Source organism: Ensifer sp. CCNWLY38 (assembly GCF_037120565.1).
GTDB lineage: Bacteria > Pseudomonadota > Alphaproteobacteria > Rhizobiales > Rhizobiaceae > Ensifer > Ensifer adhaerens_H.
Genome location: NZ_JBBBBO010000003.1, coordinates 24684 through 41545, shown reverse-complemented (window position 1 = coordinate 41545; position 16862 = coordinate 24684). Strand labels below are relative to the sequence as shown.

The 16862-nt window shown below is 61.4% G+C and carries 15 protein-coding genes; 7 read left to right on the top strand and 8 right to left on the bottom strand.

What is annotated here, in order from left to right; all coding sequences use genetic code 11:
- The first annotated feature begins 16 nt into the window (after window positions 1-16).
- Window positions 17-1270 (top strand): adenylate/guanylate cyclase domain-containing protein, encoded by a 1254-nt coding sequence (locus V7S54_RS07285; RefSeq protein WP_336408073.1) that lies wholly within the window; start codon window positions 17-19, stop codon window positions 1268-1270.
- Window positions 1271-1321: 51 nt separating this feature from the next.
- Here V7S54_RS07285 and hutC read toward each other — a convergent pair whose 3' ends face one another.
- Complete coding sequence (gene hutC, locus V7S54_RS07280) at window positions 1322-2101, bottom strand: histidine utilization repressor (RefSeq protein ID WP_065376739.1); 780 nt, start codon at window positions 2099-2101, stop codon at window positions 1322-1324.
- 645 nt (window positions 2102-2746) lie between these two features.
- Between hutC and repA the strand changes: the two genes are divergently transcribed.
- The 5 genes from repA to V7S54_RS07255 all read left to right on the top strand — a co-directional run bounded on the left by repA (window position 2747) and on the right by V7S54_RS07255 (window position 9071).
- Window positions 2747-3943, top strand: a complete 1197-nt coding sequence (gene repA, locus V7S54_RS07275) for a plasmid partitioning protein RepA (protein ID WP_375293072.1) — start codon at window positions 2747-2749, stop codon at window positions 3941-3943.
- A 3-nt stretch (window positions 3944-3946) separates the two neighbouring features.
- Window positions 3947-4960, top strand: coding sequence for a plasmid partitioning protein RepB (gene repB, locus V7S54_RS07270; RefSeq protein WP_065376740.1), 1014 nt, complete (start codon window positions 3947-3949; stop codon window positions 4958-4960).
- Between the two features lie 156 nt (window positions 4961-5116).
- Window positions 5117-6406 (top strand): plasmid replication protein RepC, encoded by a 1290-nt coding sequence (gene repC / locus V7S54_RS07265; protein ID WP_336408072.1) that lies wholly within the window; start codon window positions 5117-5119, stop codon window positions 6404-6406.
- A gap of 454 nt (window positions 6407-6860) precedes the next feature.
- Window positions 6861-7577: a hypothetical protein gene (locus V7S54_RS07260; RefSeq protein ID WP_336556957.1), complete on the top strand. Its 717-nt coding sequence runs from the start codon at window positions 6861-6863 to the stop codon at window positions 7575-7577.
- 324 nt (window positions 7578-7901) lie between these two features.
- Window positions 7902-9071, top strand: a complete 1170-nt coding sequence (locus V7S54_RS07255; protein ID WP_336408070.1) for an RHE_PE00001 family protein — start codon at window positions 7902-7904, stop codon at window positions 9069-9071.
- Between the two features lie 13 nt (window positions 9072-9084).
- Here the strand turns inward: V7S54_RS07255 and V7S54_RS07250 are convergent, their stop codons facing one another.
- The 6 genes from V7S54_RS07250 to V7S54_RS07225 all read right to left on the bottom strand — a co-directional run bounded on the left by V7S54_RS07250 (window position 9085) and on the right by V7S54_RS07225 (window position 13905).
- On the bottom strand, window positions 9085-9300 hold the full coding sequence (locus V7S54_RS07250) for a hypothetical protein (protein ID WP_065376744.1): 216 nt from the start codon (window positions 9298-9300) through the stop codon (window positions 9085-9087).
- A 51-nt stretch (window positions 9301-9351) separates the two neighbouring features.
- Complete coding sequence (locus V7S54_RS07245; RefSeq protein WP_176707616.1) at window positions 9352-10047, bottom strand: Crp/Fnr family transcriptional regulator; 696 nt, start codon at window positions 10045-10047, stop codon at window positions 9352-9354.
- A gap of 90 nt (window positions 10048-10137) precedes the next feature.
- Complete coding sequence (locus V7S54_RS07240) at window positions 10138-10533, bottom strand: hypothetical protein (protein ID WP_336408069.1); 396 nt, start codon at window positions 10531-10533, stop codon at window positions 10138-10140.
- A gap of 189 nt (window positions 10534-10722) precedes the next feature.
- Window positions 10723-12228, bottom strand: a complete 1506-nt coding sequence (locus tag V7S54_RS07235) for a tripartite tricarboxylate transporter permease (RefSeq protein ID WP_065376747.1) — start codon at window positions 12226-12228, stop codon at window positions 10723-10725.
- A gap of 10 nt (window positions 12229-12238) precedes the next feature.
- Window positions 12239-12700, bottom strand: coding sequence for a tripartite tricarboxylate transporter TctB family protein (locus V7S54_RS07230; RefSeq protein WP_065376748.1), 462 nt, complete (start codon window positions 12698-12700; stop codon window positions 12239-12241).
- A 227-nt stretch (window positions 12701-12927) separates the two neighbouring features.
- Entirely contained in the window at window positions 12928-13905 is a 978-nt protein-coding gene (locus V7S54_RS07225; RefSeq protein WP_065376749.1) for a tripartite tricarboxylate transporter substrate-binding protein, read from the bottom strand.
- 334 nt (window positions 13906-14239) lie between these two features.
- Between V7S54_RS07225 and V7S54_RS07220 the strand changes: the two genes are divergently transcribed.
- Window positions 14240-16042, top strand: coding sequence for a TPR end-of-group domain-containing protein (locus tag V7S54_RS07220; RefSeq protein WP_065376750.1), 1803 nt, complete (start codon window positions 14240-14242; stop codon window positions 16040-16042).
- Window positions 16043-16055: 13 nt separating this feature from the next.
- Here the strand turns inward: V7S54_RS07220 and V7S54_RS07215 are convergent, their stop codons facing one another.
- Window positions 16056-16841 (bottom strand): pseudouridine synthase, encoded by a 786-nt coding sequence (locus tag V7S54_RS07215; protein ID WP_065376751.1) that lies wholly within the window; start codon window positions 16839-16841, stop codon window positions 16056-16058.
- Between the last annotated feature and the right edge of the window lie 21 nt (window positions 16842-16862).

The window sequence follows — 16862 nt, the reverse complement described above, 5'->3', positions numbered from 1 at the left end:
GCATGGAGAATTGCAAATGCAGATGTCTTCGCAGCCCCCCTCCCCGTCGATCGAAGGAGAAAGCTGGCCAGCTCGGCGCCGGAGCGTGCTCGACTGGCTGATCATCGAAACCCGCAACGAGCGGTTTATCGACAATATCCTCGTGGAAATGTGCGAACGGCTACAGGCAGTCGGTGTCCCGGTTGCGCGCGCAACGTTGCATTTCCGGATCAACCATCCGCAGTGGCTGGGTGCTCGCATTCTGTGGCGCAAGGGCCTGGCGGAGGCCGAAATCGATCTCTACGACTATGGCACCCAAAACACCGCGCTCTACCTCAACAGCCCGCTCTATGTGATCAACAACGGCGGCACCGAGGTTCGCACGAACCTGAAAGCCCTGACGGAAGAGCAGTCCCAAAACTCACTTTATGCCGACCTGAGGGCCGAAGGCCTGACCGAGTACATTGCCTGGCCGCTCGAACACACGCTGGGCAAACGCCATGTCGTAACCTTCACCACCGACCGAGAGGGCGGCTTCGAGGATGAGCACGTCGGCTTTCTCTCGGATCTTCTACCCGCCTTGGCCCTCGTCAGCGAAATCCGGCTGAAGAACCGGTTCGTGCGCACGCTGCTCGAAACCTATGTCGGCCCGCATGCCAGCGAACAGATCCTCGCCGGCGCTACGACGCGCGGCAGTGGCGTTACCGTCGGCGCCGCCATTTTGATCTGCGACCTGCGCGACTTCACGAAACTCTCCGACCTGTGGCCGCGCGACGACGTGATCGATCTGCTCAACGGCTATTTCGACGCCATGTCGGAGCCGATCGAGCGGTACGGCGGCGAGATCCTCAAGTTCATGGGTGATGGGCTGCTGGCGATCTTCCCGCTCAGCAATGCGAATGCTGCCGAAAACCTGCTGCAGGCGATCCGTGAGGCGGAAGCGGCGATCGCTCTCCTCAACAAGGACAACGCCCAAAAAGGCCGTGAGCCCCTCGGCTACGGGATCGGCGTCCATGTCGGCGACGTGATGTATGGCAATATCGGTTCGCGTCGCCGGCTGGACTTTACGGTGATCGGCCCTGCGGTCAACATCGCCTCGCGATTGGAGAGCCTGACCAAGGAAACGAAGCGGCCGGTGCTTCTGTCGCGGGCCTTCGTCGAGCTGGCCGGTTGCGCCTCCAGCATGGAGCACCTCGGCTCCTATCCAGTCAGGGGCATTGGCGAGCCGATCGAGGTCTTCGCCTTTTCCGGCAACGGCCCGGCCCCGGTCTTGCGCGTGGTCGGAGGATAGCCAGTTGTCCGCGGACAACTGGCACGTTGCGGGGCTGCGAGTGTTAGCCGGCTATCCGATCGGACTCGGCGCGAACTGAGCGACGAGTTCGTGGCGATCGCCGGGATAGGTCAGCCGCACATGCGTGACCGGCGCACGACCGCTCCAGGTGCGGCGTTCGATGACCAGGCAGGCGGTGCCGGTGGAAATGTCGAGCGCCTGCGCCGCCAATTTGTTCGCCGCAACGGCGCGAATGCGGTGTTCGGCCGTGCTCCACGGCACCTTGCCAAGCAGCCACGAACCGGGTGCCGCGGTCTCAAACAATTCCGCCTCCGCCTCGGGCACCGCCGCAAGGCTGATCAGGCGCTCTTCGAAACAGAAGGGACGCCCACCGGCAAAATGCCGGCACGTGACATCCAGTAGCCTCGCCGATGTCGGAAGATCCAGGCGTTCGACGTCCCGGCTCTCCACCTTGCGAACCTTTCGCTCGTCCAACTGAAAACTATAGTCGAGCCCCAGAGATTGGACTTCGAGCTTGACGTCGTGGATTTCCATGACCGCCGACTGCACCTGCGGAAAGGTGACGTAGCTGCCCGACTTGCGTCGCCGCTCGATCAATCCGCGCTTGACCAATTCGGTCAGCGCCTTGTTCACGGTCATCCGCGAGCAGTCATACTGTTCGGTCAATTCGTGTTCGAATGGGATGCGGTGACCCGGCGGCCACTCCCCGGAGAGGATGCGCCCTTCCACATCGCCGAGGATACGCTGATGCAACGACAAGGGCTGCCCTTGGCTATCGACGGCATCGTCGGGCTGAGCGTTCGAAACGGTTCGGTGTTGCTTGGTGTCCATGACACCGAACTTAATCATTTCCCGGCGGCGAAACAGCCCTTCTCTCGCTGTTTCTCGCTTTTCCACCATGGCGGCGGAAGTCGGAAACACACGACTGTTGACAGGTGTCAACATCCGCAGCGGCGAAGGCCTCGCCGCCGCCCGCTGATCAATAAAGGAGATGCCAGGGCGTCAGGAATGCACGCGCCCATTCCTGATTGCGGTCCGACTCTTCGCAGTCCGACTTTTCAACCGAAGCTGACCCGACCTCCACGCGTGGCTGCCGTGTCTTCTTCGGCGGCGGCGGTGCCAGATAACCGAGGGTCATTCCACCAAGATAGAACATAGCGAACCTTCTCGTGTCTCGTCTCTGATGGACACAATCGTGACACAATCCGTTCATCTGTCAATAGTCTATAAATTCTATACTCTTTTAGGGCTTTTCGTCCCGGCCGGGAATGGCCCGCCAGGCCGTGGTAACCTTCACCACCAAGTCGCAGTTGTCCGCGGACAACTGGCCGCGATCCCCGGTACCTTCGCCGCCAAATCAGGGCCCTGGGTATAGATCGCTATGCATTTGTAAAACCGAACCGAATCGGAGCATAGTGCATCTGCGCATATTGTTCCGATATGACGATTTTTGCGCAGTTTTCGGGGAACCCAATGTTGCAACAGAAAATTCAAGGTCACGACGAACAGGAGCATCTGCCGACGCTTCTGGCTGCCGATGCTTTGGAACTGGCGCATCAGCTGCAGCAGCATCAAAAGAAGATCTTCCCTCCACAAGCCCAAAAGGCAATGCGCCTCTTCAGCCCTGCCGAAGCCGCCGCCTTCATTGGAATCGGCGAAGGCTACCTGAGGCAGGTGGCCTCAGAGGGCCACGGCCCGGCGCCCTTGTCAAACGGTCGGCGCATGTACGCCGTTGAGGACATCGAGCGCATCCGCCGCGTTCTCGACGAAGGCGGAAAATCCGGGAAATACGTCCCGCACCGCCGCGGCGACGAGAAGCTTCAAGTCATATCGGTCATGAATTTCAAAGGCGGGTCGGCGAAGACGACGACATCTGCCCACCTTGCCCAATATCTGGCCCTCCGCGGCTATCGGACGCTCGCGATCGACCTTGATCCACAGGCTTCGCTCTCCGCCCTCTTCGGCCACCAGCCGGAACTGGACGTTGGCGAGGGCGAAACGCTTTACGGCGCGATCCGCTACGACGAGCCGCGGCCGATCGCCGACATCGTCCGTTCGACCTATACAGCCAACCTTCACCTCATTCCCGGCAATCTCGAGCTCATGGAATTCGAGCATGAGACGCCGAAGGCAATGATGGTGGGTGGCGCTGCTGAAACCCTCTTCTTCGCGCGCATCGGCGACGTATTGGCGGAAATCGAGAGTTTCTACGATATCGTCGTCATCGACTGCCCGCCGCAGCTCGGATTCCTGACCATGTCGGCGCTCTGCGCCGCGACGTCCGTTCTCATCACCGTGCATCCACAGATGCTCGACGTCATGTCGATGTCGCAGTTCCTGTCGATGACGAGTGAGCTGATGAGTGTCGTCGAGAAGGCCGGAGGGCGCACAAGTTACGACTGGATGCGCTATCTCGGCACGCGTTTCGAGCCGAATGACGGTCCGCAGAGCCAGATGACCGGCTTCATGCGCGCCATTTTCGGCAACCGCATGCTGCAGAATGCGATGGTGAAGTCGACGGCTATCTCCGATGCCGGCGTGACCAAGCAGACACTCTACGAAGTCGAGCGCTCGCAGTTCGTCCGCGGCACCTACGACCGCGCCATGGATTCGCTGAACCAGGTCAATGGCGAGATCGAAGAACTGATCCGTCAGGTTTGGGGGAGGAAGTAATCCATGGCCCGTAAGAATCTGATTGGAATTACGGACGACACGGCCGGAAACGACACTGAAACGGCTCTCGAACGCCTGGCAACAGCCCGGCCGATCGCCGGCCTGAGTGTCGGGACGCGGCCAGTAAGCGCCGTCGGCGGCATTACGCGGTCCCTGTCGAACATCACCCAGAAAGTTGAGCGCGCCCAGGAATTGGAGCGCCAGCTTGCCGAAGGACTGACAATCGTCGATCTCGACCCCGCACTCATCGACGCCTCTTTCGTCGTTGACCGTCTCGAGATCGGGGCAGATGCACAAACCGCTCTTGCAGAACAGATTCGCGAGCACGGACAACAGGTTCCGATCCTCGTGCGTCCGCATCCGGATGCCGAAGGGCGGTACCAGGTTGCCTACGGTCATCGCCGATTGGCAGCTGCACGCGAGCTTGGCAGCAAGGTCCGCGCGGTTGTCCGCGATCTCAGCGACGAACAGTTGGTCGTTTCTCAGGGGCAGGAAAACAACACGCGCACGGATCTGTCCTTCATCGAGCGATCACTCTTCGCCACGCGCCTTGAGGATCGCGGCTTCTCCCGCGAGATCATCATGTCCTCGCTTGGAGTCGACAAGGCCGCACTTTCAAAGATGATTTCCGTCGTTCGTCGGCTACCGACCGCCCTGATCGAGGCGATTGGGCCGGCGCCGACGATTGGTCGGCGTCGTTGGTTCGAACTCGCCGACCTTCTGGACCAGGACGGAAGGGCCGAAGCTGCAGGCGTCTTTGTCAAAGAAAAACAATTTCAGGCTGCCGGGAGCGATCAGCGTTTTGATGCGCTTTGCGCCGTCCTGAGCGCCTCCAAGGCGCGCGCCAGAGCCATCTCGTGGGTGGCGCCCGACGATACAACCCCGGTCCGGATCCGTGAAACGGATGGCGAAACGACGCTGTCCTTCAGCAGGAAGAAGGCCCCGGGCTTTGCAGATTTCGTGAGGCAGAGGCTCAAATCTCTGTACCTCGAATACCAAGAGGAAACAGGAGACTAAACAGAGCAAAAGAAAAAGGCTTCCGAACGACTAGCGCTGCGGAAACCCTTCTCTCGTGTAGCAACTAGAGAATCCCATTTCCGCGAATCGGTGTCAAGAGTTTTCAACGTCGTTTCGGCGAACGAATTTCTTTTGCCTTGAAAAAGGTGAAGACAAATGGATTGTGGGATTGTCACGACGCCCTTCGGGCGGCGGGCGATGTCGCTTGGGATGTTGGCGCACCAACTTTCCAGCGCTTCGGCCGTCGACGAAGGCAAGGTCGACAAATGGAAATTGTTTCGAACGGTCTGCGCCGCCAAGTCGAACCTTGGCGTTTCCGATCGCTCTCTTGCCGTCTTGAACGCATTGCTGTCGTTCTACCCGAAGACGGAACTCGAGGCAGCCGACGGTCTCGTCGTGTTTCCCTCCAACGCTCAGCTTTCCCTGAGAACACACGGCATGGCCGAGACAACGCTCCGGCGGCATCTCGCCACTCTGGTCGAGGCTGGCCTCATTCTCCGGCGTGACAGCCCCAACGGTAAGCGTTATGCGCGCCGTGACCGCAAGGGAGCGATCGGCCAGGCATTCGGGTTCGACCTTGCACCGTTGCTTTCTCGCGCGGCCGAGTTCGAAGCTGAGGCTGCTCGTCTGGAAGCCGACCGGCGTTACCTTCAGATGATGCGTGAACGCATGAGCCTCTGCCGCCGTGACGTTGCAAAGCTGGTCGATCTGTTGCGCCCATCCGATATCGCCTACGCTGAAGAGGCCGAAGCGCGCTGCCAGGCCGTCTCTATGTCCCTCTCGCGCAAGCCCTCCATCGCCGAGATCGAGCGCCTCCTCCCTGTTCTTGCCCTGCTGCAGGACGAACTGACTAATCGTCTGGAAAATCTACTGAAAACACAAAATACGGCTGCCAATGAACGCCAAAATGAGCGGCACATACAGAATTCAGAATCCGATTATCTTTCTGAATCTGAACCGGCTGATGAAAGACTTGGAGTGGAATTTTCGCGCAAAGCGTCGACGGATGTGCTGCCGGTCGGCCAAAATGCGAGTGATCCACCTGCAAATATCGAAACATCGCTGCTGCCGGAACGTCGCTCGCATCCCCCGGCAACCCCTCCCCTCAACCGTGCTACACCGCTGCCACTCGTATTGAAGGCCTGCCCGCAAATCCGCGACTACGGCCCATCCGGACGTATCGACAACTGGCGCGATCTCCTGACGGCCGCCACAGTCGTCAAAAGCATGCTTGGGATCAGCCCTGATGCCTACAACGAAGCCTGCGCCATCCTTGGGCCAGAAACGACCGCGACCGTGCTGGCGTGCCTTCTGGAGCGAGCTGAGCACATTCATTCCGCCGGCGCCTATCTGCGTGACCTGACGCGCCGCGCGAAGAGCCAATCCTTCGCTGTCTCGGCAATGCTATCGGCACGGTTACGCGCGCAGCCTGCGGTCGTTGGGTGAATGAGGGGATCGTCTATTCGGCGGGAGTTAAGTGCGATGTTGCGATGTAGAGGCTACTTCTCTCGCAGATCGAAGCGAGCTTGTATAAGATAACCAAATGCGGGAAACTGGAAGTGCAGGGATTCGTTGATATCTTTGGGATATTGTAGTGCTCAAGATACAATTTGAATCTCCGCCATCTCCCAGAAAAGATTGATTGTTTGGTCTCTTTCGGAAAGAAAAGGGGCATTTGCTTCCGTCGTCCGGACGGTGCTGGACGTGGTCGGTTGGGTTGCCATGCGCGGGGATTGGCGCACATCCCTTAGGACCGGTAATAGCCGGCTGTGAAAACAACTCTTCCGGTTAAATTCCGAACGTTAGTGCGGGTTGGAAAGTGCACCGGCAAGGCAATTGTGCTTCTTGTTGAGCAAGCCTCGTGTTGACAGCTGTCAACGGAGTTAGCTGAGCATGGGCAATGAGCAATTCGAGGCCGACGGGGTCGAGCAATCCCGAAATTCAGCCAGCAATTTCCCGGGATAAAAGAGCAGGGCCGCTCGGTCTCAAGGCGGAGTTCTTGAGCTCAACGCTTGGACTCGCCCCCACTTCCGGCGACAATGTTGGCCACGAATCAGCCGGGGGGCCTTGGCCAATGTCTCATGTCGTAGTGATCAACGGCCCGGCGGGTGTCGGCAAGACCACGGTGAGCCGGTTTCTGGTACAGGGCAATTCCGGTAGGATCAACATCGCGGGCGACGCCTTGCGCCATTTCGCTCCGGAAGATGTTCGAAATTCTCTGGGGCCTGGTTCGACTTACCGCGCCGGCGCTGCGCTTGCAGCCGCCTACCTTGCTATGGGTGCCGCCCAGGTCCTCTTCGATTATGTTTTTGATGACGCCGAGAAGCTCGATCTGTTTTGCAGCGGGCTACCTCTTGAAACACCGGTCTTTGTCTTCACGCTCTGGGCGCCAATCGATCGCGTCATTGATCGGGAAGCGAGCCGTGTCGGGCGCGAACGAATGGGGCATGCTGTCGTGCGCACGTACGAGGCGATCGAGCGAAACCTGCATACGCTCGGGCGGGTGGTTTCAAACACGGAAGCGCCGGAGCGGACAGCGCAGACGATCATGGAAGCGATAGCAAATCCGGCTAACCTCTGGCCCCGCCCTGCCCCGGAGAACTGGATGATCGCTTGATCATGCCCGCGTGAGCCATTTGATGAGTTCCGCGCATTTCTCCAGATGGAGACTGGCTCGGTGCTTCGTAGCGCGTTGACAGCTGTCAACAGTCGATGCACTTAGGCCCAATGCAGGCCGGCGGTAATCGCCACCAGAGTTCGGCGCCTTGTTGTGCTAGGCTCAATTCGGAGAACGATAGAGCTGCTCAAAAGTCCATCGCGGACGCTACGCCTAGACCGGCGGTGCGCTCTTTCATATAGCCGAGACTGCGACACCGCGCATCTGTGACGGAAATGAATAACGTGTTACGTTCCATTTCGACACTGGCACCCTTAGTTTGAAATGCGATACCAGATCCCCGATCCCTATCATCCGACACTGCTTCCACTGCTGATTTCAGCAGAAGATGGCCTGGCGCGACTGGACGAGCGAACAAACCGCCACGCGGTCGAAGACGGCTTCCGCGAGCGCGGCCATTTCTTCGACGCTGCGGCTGCCCTTTGGGTTGCCGGTGAACTCGTCCATGTCGAGGATCTCGTGCTGCACGATGCCCATATGGACGCGCGTGCCCCGACGCATGAATTGACGATTGCCCATTCGGTTATTCGCGCGCGGCGGCGGATCTGGCTGGCCGAACCCGCATGGGCGTTTTCGCCTCAGGGCCTCGCCGCCCTTCGAGGCGAACAGCTTCCACCGGCTCCGGCTAGTGCCGGCGGTACGCCTGCAGAGGCAAGGCTGGAGCCACAATCGACGGCTGCCGGCAACGACCGCCATCTTGAGGCGGACGATGAGGAGGACGCCAATCCCATGGCCGCTGAGTTTGCAGCCATCGATACGGCGATCGCTCGGTCACAACAGCTGCTGGAAGCGCACGACAAGGATACGCTTGAAGTTGCCGAGCGCGCGGCACGCGTGACCGCACAGGAGCCCATGGGACAGCTAGGCCTGCTCTTTGACGAGGAATGGGACGAAGACGCACGGATCGACGAATGGCGCCAGGTGACCGCGACAGCGGATCAGCTGCCGGCCAGCCTTGGCGCCGCCCTGCTCTTCGACGCCTGGGAGCGGCTCGAGCCGCTGCGCCGCCAACACTGGATGGGCTCGCTGCTCGTTGGCGCCTATCTGAGATCACGCGGCAAGGTTACTTCGCATCTGCTCGCCTTTAACGCCGGACAGAAGGTTGTCCGCCATGAGCGACGGCGCTCGCAAGACCCAGTGACACGATGGAGCGCCTTCCTGGACGCGATGACGGCGACCGCAGATCTGGGGCTCAAGGAACTCGACCGCCTGTCGCTGGCAAAGACCCAGATGGAGATGCGCATCCGCGATCGCCGCTCCAATAGTAGCCTGCCGGCACTGATCGAGCTGGTGCTATCGCGACCGATAGTTTCGGCCACGCTCGTCGCGCAGCATGTCGGCGTAACGCCGCGTGGTGCGTTGAACCTCGTGCGGGAACTTGGCATCCGCGAAATGACCGGCCGCGGACGCTACCGCGGCTGGGGGGTGCTTTAGGCCATGCGCTGGATTAGCCCGTGGTGATCAGGATCAGCAGCACGAAGACGACGGGTACAAGAACCAGCGCCGGAATGATGATCGCCGGGTAGCCGAAGGCGACGATCGCGAGCAGCCAGATCAATGCGCAGTTGATCAGAAACAGGACCTTTGCCGTCTGTGATCCCTGTACGGCTTCCTTTAGCATCCAGCCGAACACCGGCACGTTGTAGACAAGTCTGGCAATCATTGTTCTTCCTTTTCTGGGCAGTCCGGGTGGGGATGGACTATTCGGAGGTATTCAGTTCCGGGGTTGCTCGCCGCTTGCCGCCCGCTGGCGGGTGAGGCCGGCAGCAGCTTCGAGGCGTTCGGGATCGAGCACGCGCATGGACTTCGGGTGGCTGAAATCGATCAGGCCTTCGCGCTTGAAGCGATTGAGGCACCGGCTGACGGTCTCGACGGTAAGGCCGAGCCAATCAGCGAGATCTGCCCGGGTGAGATGCAGGTGGAAGCTCAGAAGGGCAGGGACGCCGCTGCGATTGAACAGGCGCGACAGCTCGACCAAGGCACTGGCCACCTTCTCGCTCGCGGTCTTGCGACCAAGCAGGGTGGCATGCGTCTGCAGCCGATGCAGCGTCGTCTTCAACTCGCTGGCGACAGCCGGATTGGTTGCGTGAAGTTCGGCATCGCCAAGCGATTCGATACGCGCGGTGCTCAAGGTCTCCGCCGTGGCGATGTTGCGTCCATCGACTGTGAAACCGAAAAGCCGGCCGGGACCGAGCACATCGGTGATTTGCCTGCGGCCGTCGTCGAGCAGTTGAGAGAGAACGATGCAGCCATCGAGCACGCGAAAGAGCGAGTAGTTGCGGCCCCCTTCAAAAAGCAGCGTCGAGTTTTCACCGACCACACGGCTGCGGGCAGGAAGACGCGGCGGCCTGCTCAAGGACGCAAGGGGAGGGGCCGCGGAGGGCGCGGCTGTGGATTGGGTCTCGGGCATGGGGTATGTCCGCATTGCGGATACAAGGAGGCATGGCGCCTCGCTGCCATCCGACATCGAAGGAGGGCGTTGACAGCTGTCAACGCGGTTTCAAAGCCAGATGTTGGTTTTGGGCGGTCCGCGCGGACTGGAGTTCGGCGAATGAACCTGTGTTGGCGGCTGTACGGCGGTCACCGCAACCGTGGGCGCAAGGCTTCCTTGCAGCCGCTCGCCGACGGTGTCATCCGGCGGCGTCAGCAGCGCCCAGAAGAACCGGCAGGCACTGCAGACATGTTTCTGCGCCGGCTTTTCCTTTCCGTCCGCGTCAATGCCGGTTTGACAGAAATCCGCAAGTGAACCGTCGGGAAGGGCGTAGAGCGCGTAATCGGCTGACGAGATTGGGGCGGCGAGGGCAGGGCCGAGATGGGCGAAACCCAGCAGGAAAAGAGCCATGGCGCACAGGGTGCGTAGGGCCTTGTCCCACCTTGATTTTGTGCGACGTGTCATCGCTCGGCTTCGTCCTCGTCTCTTTGTTCGATGAGTGAGAGATAGGCGAGCGGCTTGACAAAGCTCAATGTGGCAAACCGCGCAGGGGCAGAATGCCGCAGTCAAGAGAACGCCGCGCGTCCGGTTGGAGGCGCGGCGTATTAAGTTATTGATTTATATAACTATTGTCGTGAAAACGGCTGGCAGCCATCAATCCTCCTCGACAAAGACCTCCTGCCGTTTGGCCTTTACGCTCGGCAGGAATACGACGATGAGCACCAACGCCGCGATCAGAAGCAGGATCGCGCTGATCGGTCGGGTGACGAAGGTCGTCGCATCGCCGCGCGACAGGATCATGGCTCGGCGAAGGTTCTCCTCAAGCAGCGGCCCGAGCACGAAGCCGAGCAGCAGCGGCGCCGGCTCGCAGCGCAGCTTCAACAGCAGGTAACCGACCAAGCCGAAGAAGGCGACGGCATAAAGGTCGTAGACGTTGGAGTTGACGCTGTAGACCCCGATCGAGCAGAAAGCCATGATGATCGGGAAGAGCAGGTAGTAGGGGATCTTCAGCAGCTTCACCCAAAGCCCGATCAGCGGCAAGTTCAGGACCACCAGCATCAGGTTGCCGATCCACATCGAAGCGATGATGCCCCAGAAGAGGGCCGGTTGCTCTGTGGCGACGTTCGGGCCGGGCACGATGCCCTGGATGATCATCGCCCCGATCATCAGCGCCATCACCGGGTTGGCCGGAATACCGAGGGTGAGCAGTGGAATGAACGAGGTCTGCGCGCCGGCATTGTTGGCGCTTTCCGGACCGGCGACGCCGGCAATGGCGCCATGTCCGAATTCCTCGGGGTGATCCGAGACACGCTTTTCCACCGTGTAGGAGGCAAAGGCCGCAAGGATTGCGCCGCCGCCGGGCAGGATGCCGAGCGCCGAGCCGATGATGGTGCCGCGAACCACCGGCCCGAACATGCGCTTGAAGTCATCTCGGGTCGGCATCAGGTCCGAAACCTTGGCCATCAGCACTTCGCGGGTGCGTTCGTTTTCAAGATTGCGCAGGATTTCGGCAATGCCGAAGACGCCGACGGCGAGGGCGACGAAGTTGAGGCCGTCTGCGTACTCCCGAATGCCAAGAGTAAAGCGTGGCGTGCCGGAATAGATGTCGGTGCCGACGAGGCCAAGCAGCAGGCCGAGCGCCACCATGGCCAGAGCCTTGGTGATCGACCCATGGGCAAGCGCGATCGACGAGACGAGGCCGACGATCATCAGCGAGAAGTACTCGGCCGCGCCGAACTGCAGAGCGATCTCGGTCAGCGGCGGCGCGAAGACTGCGACGAGGAACGTCGAGACGGTGCCGGCGAAGAATGAGCCAAGCGCTGCAATGGCGAGTGCGGCACCAGCACGGCCCTTGCGGGCCATCTGGTAGCCGTCGATCGCGGTAACCGCCGAGGAGGATTCGCCTGGCATGTTGATCAGGATGGCGGTGGTAGAGCCGCCATACTGGGCGCCGTAGTAGATGCCGGCGAGCATGATCAGCGAGGAGACCGGTTCGAGCTGGAAGGTGATAGGCAGCAGCATGGCGATGGTCGCCGTGGCGCCGATACCTGGCAGCACGCCGATCAAGGTGCCGAGCAAAACGCCAATCAGGCAGAAGAGCAGATTGGCAGGGGAGCCGGCGGTCGCAAAGCCGAGCGCGAGATTGCTGAAGAGTTCCATCGCGCGTCTCCTAAAACTGGACCCAGGGGCCGAAGCGTTGGAAGGGCAGGCCGAGGCCATAGCTGAACACTGCGACCGAGAAGGCGGTCAGCGCCAGTGAAAGCGCCAGCGCCATGAGCGGTTTCATCCGGCCCGATGCGAAGCAGGCGATCAGCGCGGTGAAGAACAGCGCCGGCACGAAGCCCAATCCGCGGACCGTCAGGCCGAAGAAGACGGGTGCCGGCAGGATGAAGGCCATGCCGCGTAGCGCGATCGGGCCGATGGGCTCGCCTTGGACGCGGGTGGACTGCACGAGGATCACGATGCCGAGCAGCGTCAGGATGATCGCGAGCACCAGCGGAAAGTAGCCGGGGCCCATGCGAAAGGCGGTGCCAAGCTCGAGGTTGAAGGCCTGCCAGGTGAAGAACAGCCCGACCGCTGTCAATATCCCGCCGCAGAGCGCATTGGTGGTGTCGAAGGAGAGTGATTTCATCGTGTCCCCATATGTTCTGGGCGGGGCAGCCGGCCGAGGCTTGTCCGACGGCCTCCCGCATTGGCAGTGCCGGCGTCACGCCGGGTTCGCGCATTGGGCGGCGCATGTTGACAGCTGTCAACAACGGTTGACGGCATTTGATCCCTCTCCGGGCACCGTCGCAGCTTCCCCAATGTCAGAGGCGCCGCGCTCCGGGGTGAACCGGACGCGGCGCGACGAGCCGTGGATCAGTCGGCGTATTGGCCGGCTGCTTCGATCACCGGCTTCCAGCGGGCGATTTCGCTCTCAAGCTTTGCCTTCAGCGCGGCCGGGGTCGCATCGGCGTCGGAGGAGGGTTCGGTGCCGAGTTCGCCGAAGCGGGCGACGACGTTCGGATCCTTGAGCGCGACCTGCAGCGATTTCGACAGGCGTTCGGTCACTTCGGCGGGCGTGCCCTTCGGGGTGTAGATACCGTGCCAGATGCCGACCTGAAGGTTCGGCAGGCCGCCTTCGGCGGTCGTCGGCAGATCGGGGAAGACCTTGAGGCGTTCCGGTGAGGTGACCGCATAGGCCTTGATCGTGCCGCCCTGGATCTGCTTCGTGGTGTTGGTGGTCTGGTCGCACATGATGTCGACCTGGCCGCCGAGAAGATCGGTCATTGCCGGGCCGGTGCCCTTGTAGGGCACGGTCGTCAGCGGCGTCTCGATGGCGCTCATGAACATCATGCCGCAGAGATGCGAGGCGGCGCCGATACCGGCATTGGCGACGGTGACGGTGTCCTTGTTCGCCTTGACGTACTCGACGAGACCCTTGAGGTCGGCCGGTTCCAGATCCTTGCGGGCGACGATGGTCATCGGCACTTCGGTGACGAGGCCGACATATTCGAAGGAGTTCAGCGTATCATAGGCGAGCTTGCGATAGAGCGTGGCGCTCGTCGCCATGCCGATATGATGCAGCAGCACGGTGTAACCATCCGGATCGGCTTGGGCGACGCGGCCGGCGCCAAGCGTGCCGCCGGCGCCGCCGACGTTCTCGACGATGATCTGCTGGCCGAGATCCTTGGACATGGATTCAGCCACGAGACGCGCGACGGTATCCGTCGGGCCACCGGCCGAGAACGGCACGACCATGGTGATCGAACGTTCGGGATAGGTTTGCGCATTGGCGGAAACGGCGAAAAGCGACAGGGCGGCAACAGCGCCGAGCAGGGCATTCAGGGTTTTCATCTCTTCCTCCCGGATGAAATATCGGCCAGCCGGCAAGGTTTCCTCCCACGCCGGTTCTGGGTACCCTCATTTGCAAACGCAATCATAGCACAGACAATGGCTTAGCGGGGCGACGGTAGGTATTTGTCGGGCGCGGTCGTTGATTTGGGTGGATTTGGAAACATGCGGCCAATCGCGTGGGTGGATTTCCACCCATTGCGGCGCGGCGCGGTGTCGTCCGCTTGGGTTCAGGGGAGATCAGGTGTCGTCGCTTGTTTCTTATGCCTGGGTGTGTTGGACTGCCCTCGGGGAGGCTAAAGCTTCACAGTGAGCGCTCGCCCATGGGAATGGTTGGATGCGCAAACTGGCCGCTGTTCTCTGCATCGATATCGCCGGCTACAGCAAGCTGATGGGACGCGACGAGGCCGGTACACTTGTCCGCGTCAAGGCGGCATTTGCGGCATTCGATCCGACGCTGGTGCGGCACCATGGCCGGATCGTCAAGCTGATGGGTGACGGCGCCCTGATCGAGTTTGCGAGTGCAGTCGATGCGACCCTATGCGCAATGGCGCTTCAGAGCGTGGCCGCGGCAACCGACCCTTCACTCCGCTTTCGCATGGGGCTCAACCTGGGTGACGTGATCTCCGAAGATGGCGATCTCTATGGGGAAGGCGTCAACATCGCGGCGCGGCTGCAAGCTCTCGCCGAGCCCGGTGGGATCCTTCTCTCCGAAGCGGTCCGCGAGCACGTCGCGGGAAAGCTGAGCCTTGCCCTGGAAGACCTCGGGCCGATGTCGCTCAAGAACATCGAGCGCGCCGTCCGCGCCTTTGCAATTCACCCTGGCGGGCCGCCAGAGACCGGTGGCAAGCGGGAACGGCTCGGCATCTGCGTCCTGCCCTTCACCAATATGAGCGGCGATCCGGAGCAGGACTATTTCAGTGCCGGCGTTACCGAGGACATCATCATCGATCTGAGTAAGCTCTCGTCGCTCTCGGTCATCTCGCGGGCGACCTCCTTCGGCATGAAGGCGCAGAGTGCGCGGATCGTCGCACAACAACTTGATGTCGCCTACATCCTCGAAGGCAGCGTGCGTAAGGCCGGTGACCGAATCCGACTGGCGGCGCAGCTGATCGATGGCGCAAACGAAGCGACCGTCTGGGCCGAACGCTTCGACCGTGACATCAAGGACGTGCTGTTGCTGCAGTCAGACTTGGCAAGTGCCGTCGTCGAGGCGCTCCGGCTTCAGCTCCTGCCTGCGGAGCGCCAGGTATTGGAGCGCAAAGCGCCGACCGATCCGGAGGCGTACAAGCTGTTTCTCCTGGCGCGCGAATACAACATCACCGGGTCCGAGCGGCACCTGCCGCTGATCATTCGGCTCTGCCGTCGCGTGACCGAGCTGGAGCCCGGCAGTGCACGGGCCTGGGCCCTTCTCGGCGAAACCCTCAACCGGCTGCGGCGCAGCGTCGGAGGCGCGGAAACAGGCGAGCTGGAAATCGACCGCGCCCTCGAACTCGATTCCGGTCTCGCCAGTGCGCATGCCGCAAAGGCGCTGCTGTTTCTATATCGAGGACAGTTCGAAGAGGCGGAGCGGCAATGTGCAATTGCCCTTCAGCTCGAGCCGGACGACTACGCCGCCAATCTCGCCGCCGGGCGAACCTTCATCATGCAGCGTCGTTACGACGACGCCATTCACCACTTCGAGCGAGCGGCAGCGCTGGCCCCGGCAGACTACAACGCCGCCGCCATGGCCATCCAATGTTACCAGGGCAAGGGCGACGCGCAGGCGGCACTTGAGGCCTGTCGCCGTGCCCTGGCCAGGATTGAGCGCATCGTCGCTGCGGAGCCGGATCACAGCGGTGCGATCGGGCACGGCGCCGGTATCCTCGCCCTCCTCGGGGATCGCGAGAGGGCCAACGAATGGGCATCGCGTGCCAGTCTGCTGGAGCCCGACAATATCCAGCTCCAGGCAAATCTGGTTTGTGCCTGGGCGATCAGCGGTGACGCGGAAGCGGCCCTGGATGCGCTCGAGCGCATCGCGTCGAAGATGAGCGGTGAGTTACTGGTGTGGATGGAAAACGACAACGATCTGGACAGCTTGCGCTCACTGCCGCGCTTTGCGGAGATAATGCGTGTGGTAAGAGGCCGTTTCGGAAACTGAGGGCCGTCTGCCGTCAAAGACCCGTGCGTTGCCTCAGATAGGCGATTTCCTCAGAGGTCAGGCTGCGGCTCGTCCCCTTCGGCAAATCGCCAAGAGCGATCGTCCCGATCGAAACGCGCAGCAGGCGCAGCACCTCGAAGCCGAGCGCATCGAGCATACGGCGGATCTGGCGGTTGCGCCCCTCTTCCAGCTCGACTTCGATCCACGTGTTCTTGTCGCCGCCCTTGAGGTGGGCGGCACGGGCGGCATGCAGGACCTCGCCACCTTCCTCAATGCCGGCAACCATCTGCCTGAGCTGACCGTCATCGATCTGCCCGGCGATCTGCACGTGGTAGACCTTGCCGAGATGGGTTTCAGGATCGAGCAGGCGCTGGGCGAGTACCGTGTCGTTGGTGAAGAGCAGAAGTCCCTCGCTCGCCTTGTCGAGGCGACCGACCGGGGACAGGAACGCGGTGTCCATATCCTTCAGGCAATCGAACACGGTCGGCCGGCCCTCCGGGTCGTGGCGGGTAGTGACCAGTCCACGCGGTTTGTTCAGCATCAGATAGATCTTCTCTTCGGCAAGCACCGGCTTGCCGTCGACCGTGATGCGATCCTTGTCGATATCGACCCAGTGTAAAAGGTCCGTGATCTTGCGTCCGCCGACGCTGACGCGCCCTTCGAGCACGAGCTTTTCGGCCTGCGTGCGCGAACAATAGCCGAGCTTGGAAAGCGCGCGGGCAACTGTCACGCGCTTGCCGGCATCGGCCACGGCGCGGCGGCCGGTATCTCGAGCGGCTGTGGGTCGCTTCTGCTTCACGCTGTGATCTTCCGGTCTCTG